This is a genomic window from Rummeliibacillus sp. TYF005 (genome assembly GCF_003844195.1).
Lineage (GTDB): Bacteria > Bacillota > Bacilli > Bacillales_A > Planococcaceae > Rummeliibacillus.
Genome location: NZ_ML122622.1, coordinates 1 through 3,834, shown reverse-complemented (window position 1 = coordinate 3,834; position 3,834 = coordinate 1). Strand labels below are relative to the sequence as shown.

The 3,834-nt window shown below is 34.2% G+C and carries 4 protein-coding genes; 3 read left to right on the top strand and 1 reads right to left on the bottom strand.

Annotated features, from left to right (window positions below; translation table 11 throughout):
* The first annotated feature begins 34 nt into the window (after positions 1–34).
* The 3 genes from sleB (at position 35) to CW357_RS17750 (ending at position 2,863) form a co-directional block, all read left to right on the top strand.
* The gene (gene sleB, locus CW357_RS17760; RefSeq protein WP_124218773.1) at positions 35–814 is read left to right on the top strand and encodes a spore cortex-lytic enzyme; all 780 of its coding nucleotides are present in this window, start codon (positions 35–37) and stop codon (positions 812–814) included.
* A 16-nt stretch (positions 815–830) separates the two neighbouring features.
* Positions 831–2,120 carry a PepSY1/2 domain-containing protein gene (locus CW357_RS17755; RefSeq protein ID WP_124218772.1) on the top strand — a complete coding sequence of 430 codons (1,290 nt, stop codon included), beginning with the start codon at positions 831–833 and terminating at the stop codon, positions 2,118–2,120.
* 86 nt (positions 2,121–2,206) lie between these two features.
* The gene (locus CW357_RS17750) at positions 2,207–2,863 is read left to right on the top strand and encodes a flagellar brake protein (RefSeq protein ID WP_119417098.1); all 657 of its coding nucleotides are present in this window, start codon (positions 2,207–2,209) and stop codon (positions 2,861–2,863) included.
* Positions 2,864–2,906: 43 nt separating this feature from the next.
* On the opposite strand, the gene CW357_RS17745 is transcribed toward CW357_RS17750, so the two are convergent.
* Positions 2,907–3,834, bottom strand: a 928-nt coding sequence (locus tag CW357_RS17745; protein WP_124218770.1) for an IS3 family transposase, incomplete at its 5' end; no start/stop codon positions are given.

Sequence of the window (3,834 nt, the reverse complement as noted above, 5' to 3'; positions counted from 1 at the left end):
GAGCTCTTACTACTAATATACGAGGAGATATGAAATGAGACGCTCTAAAATATTGTTATTGTTGTTGTTAAGTGTTTTTATCACTAGTATTGCACCACAAAATAGTGATGCTTTTTCTAACCAAGTCATTACAAAAGGAGCTTTTGGAGATGATGTAATTGAACTTCAATCTAGACTACAATATATAGGCTATTATAACGGTACTATAGACGGTAGATTTGGTTATGGAACTTATTGGGCATTAAGAGATTTTCAAGAACAATATGGATTACCTGTTGATGGTATAGCTGGTTCCAAAACAAAACAAAAACTAACTTCTGTTTCGAAGTATAACAAGGACTATGTTATGGATCAGATAAATAAAGGAAATGCATTCACCCATTATGGAAATCAGGATTTAGACAATCAAAGTTCCAATGGCACTGGTTCAAGTACAAATTTCCAAGTACCAAGCAATTTTACGGAAGAGGATTTAAAACTCATGGCTAATGCAGTATTTGGAGAAGCAAGAGGAGAGCCATATGAAGGTCAAGTAGCTGTAGCGGCAGTTATACTAAATCGCCTTGATAGCCCAGATTTTCCAAATACAATATCCGGGATTATATTCCAACCTAGGGCATTTACCGCTGTTGCTGATGGCCAAATTTGGTTGGAACCAAATGAGCAAGCAAAAGAGGCAGTATTAGATGCTATGAATGGTTGGGACCCTTCTGAAAATGCGTTATATTATTTTAATCCTAAAACTGCTACTAGCGAATGGATTTGGTCGAGAAAGAAAATTAAGGAAATCGGCGAGCATATTTTCTGTATTTAAAATGAGGTGGATATAGATGAAAAAAACAATTTTCTTATTAAGTTATGCAGTAGCTGCTTGCCTAATATTTAGTGTTGCTTCTAGCCGAGAAAACCAAGAGTTAAAGTATTTGTTGCAAGGACAATATACAGGTAAGATGGCAGATGCTTCAACTCAGCTAAATGAATTACAGCAGGCAGTTCAGCAATCACTCTTATTTAGTGACCCTACGGCTTTTCATGATTCTCTACAAAACGTTTGGAGATTATCTTCAGATATTCGTTATTCAATTGCTGACCTACCTTTAGATCGTGAATTTACTACTGAATGGATGAATTATTTAGGAAGATTAGGAAACAATGCGAAAATGACTATGACTTCACAAGAAAATGCAGAACAATGGCAGAAGAATGTTAGTCAAATTTCAAACAATTTAACTAATTTCTCTTCTGATTGGCAGATAGCAACTGCACATTACTTAAGTGGAGATACTAATTATAAAAATTGGCTTGAGGAACAAACTTCAAATGCAAATACTTCCGGATTTAAAAATTTATCTAAATCGGTAAAAACTTATACAGAAAGTGATTTTCCATTAACTGCAAGTGAAGCTGATCATGAGAAAAAGAAAGAGTTAAGGGATCTCAATGACAAGAAAATTACGAAGGATGAAGCAATCACTCGTTTTTATGAAATGTTCCCTGAATTTAAAAATGCCACTTTGTCTGTGAAACAAAGTAAAAAGGGTGCTCCGTATTCTTTTTATCATATTGCTTTTCATAAAGGTGAACGCACTGGGTACGCTGATATTACCCAAAAAGGTGGACATTTACTTTCTTATTTAATTGAAAGACCTTTTGAGAAAAATTCCTTATCAGTAGAAAAACTTAAAAACTTAGCCGATGAGCGGCTGAAAGAATTAGGTTATAAAGATGTAAAGGAAACAGATGCAAGGGAAAATAGTGAAGTATGGCATTTTACTTATGCTCGTGTAGAAGAAAAAACGAAAGCTAAAGTATATGCAGATGGAGTGCAAGTGAAAATCGCAAAAGATACAGGAGAAATAGTTGGACTAAATGGTGTTGAGTATATTCAAAAAGAAAAACTGAAACCTCAAATGATGAAAAAGATGAATTGGGACGAATTTTTTACAAATAAAGCGACAGTTGTCAATGAAGATTTAGCGTATGTAGAAAATAAAGATTTTGTTGAAAGGTTATGTTATGAATTGACTGTTCGTGTTAACTCTTCAAAAGTTCCACACACATATAAAGTTTTAGTTGATACAGAAACAGGAGAGGTTATTAAAAATGAAAAACTTTCCTGAATCATACGACCTATAATTATATAGATATATAACCTATTCCATGGCATAATATATATAGAACTTAAGATTCATAAAGGGAGATTGCAATGGAATTGAAATTAGGTACTAACATCATTTTAGAATCAATTTCTTCAGAAAATAGGGAAAGTTTTCGCTGTAAAATTGTCGAACAAAAGAATAATACAATCTATATTGATTATCCCGTTAACACAAAAACAAATAAAACCGCATTTCTAATTGAAGGTAGTCAATATCGAGCATCATTCGTAGACGAATCAAAAGTGGCGCATGCGTTTAAAACGCAAGTCTTAGGTAGAGTAATGTCGAATATTCCAATGATTATGCTTTCTTTTCCGACAGATGATGAAATCATAAAAATTCAAAGACGTGAATTTGTAAGAGTTCTAACACCTGTTGATGTGGCAATAGAATATAATCATCAGTATTTTCAGTTTATAACGGAAGATATTAGTGCCGGAGGATTAGCTATTATTATCAATCAACCAGTTCCTTTTAAAGAAAACGATGAAGTCGAATTGACAATTGTATTACCATTTACAAATTTAAGTGATGGAGTTCAATATGTTCATACTTCGGCAAAGGTTGTGAGGTTCATTGAAAAAGATAACACTGTAATAGCTCCATTACAATTTAGCAATACGGATGATATTGATCGTCAAAATATTATACGCTTTTGTTTCGAACGACAATTGCAAATTCGGAAAAAAGAAACAGCTTTTTAGTCCTCAAATTNTTGGTAGTGACCCCTTAAAGTTAGAGTTTTTGTTATGCAGCTAATTGGCTGGTATGAATTCGGTATTTTACCGGGCTCATACCGGCCAGTTTTTGTTTAATTCGCTCGTTATTATAATAATCTATATATTGAACAATTTTCTTTTTTAATGCTTCGTAAGCAATCAATTCTTCCCCATAATACATTTCCTGTTTAAGTAAGCCGAAGAAGTTCTCCATTGCGGCATTGTCTGCACACGTTGCTTTTCGAGACATGCTTTGGAAAATCTTGTTCTGCTTTAATGTTTTGACCCATGTTTTATGTTGATAATGCCAGCCTTGATCTGAGTGAATGGTTGTCCGATATTTTGCATGATCTTGTATAACAGGAAGTACTTGTTTAAGTGAATCTATCACAAAATCTAGTGTTGGACGTTTTGACATACTAAACCCAATGATTTCACCGTTATATAAATCCATGATTGGACTTAAGTAAAGTTTTTCACCATCTGTACATTTGAATTCCGTTACGTCTGTTACAAGCTTTTGAAGGGGATTCGGTGTGCTGAAACGGCGGTTTAAACGATTCTTTGCCACCTTTCCTATCGTCCCTTTATAAGATTTATAGCGTGATTTGCGTACAAATTTCTCACATTTCAAGTTTAATTTCTGCATGATACGCTGTACCTTCTTATGATTAATTGTGTATCCTTGTGCTTTCAATTCCGCATGAATACGGCGATAACCATATCGACCTTCATGTTTCTCAAAAGTCTCTAATATCAAGGTATTCCAGGTTTCATCCGGATCCTCTTGATGCATTTGCTTGATGTGATAATGGTACGTTGCCTCAGGAATATCCACTTGTTTTATAACATCTTTTAATCGGAATCCCTCTTCTTTAAGTTCGAACGCAATGATTGCTTGTGCTTTTCGAGGAAGGCATCCGGATTCTCTCGAAAAGCCTTCAACTTTTTTAAAT

Coding starts and splice junctions, on each gene's coding strand:
- sleB (WP_124218773.1), top strand. CDS start 35: ATGAGACGCTCTAAAATATTGTTATTGTTGTTGTTAAGTGTTTTTATC.
- CW357_RS17750 (WP_119417098.1), top strand. CDS start 2,207: ATGGAATTGAAATTAGGTACTAACATCATTTTAGAATCAATTTCTTCA.
- CW357_RS17755 (WP_124218772.1), top strand. CDS start 831: ATGAAAAAAACAATTTTCTTATTAAGTTATGCAGTAGCTGCTTGCCTA.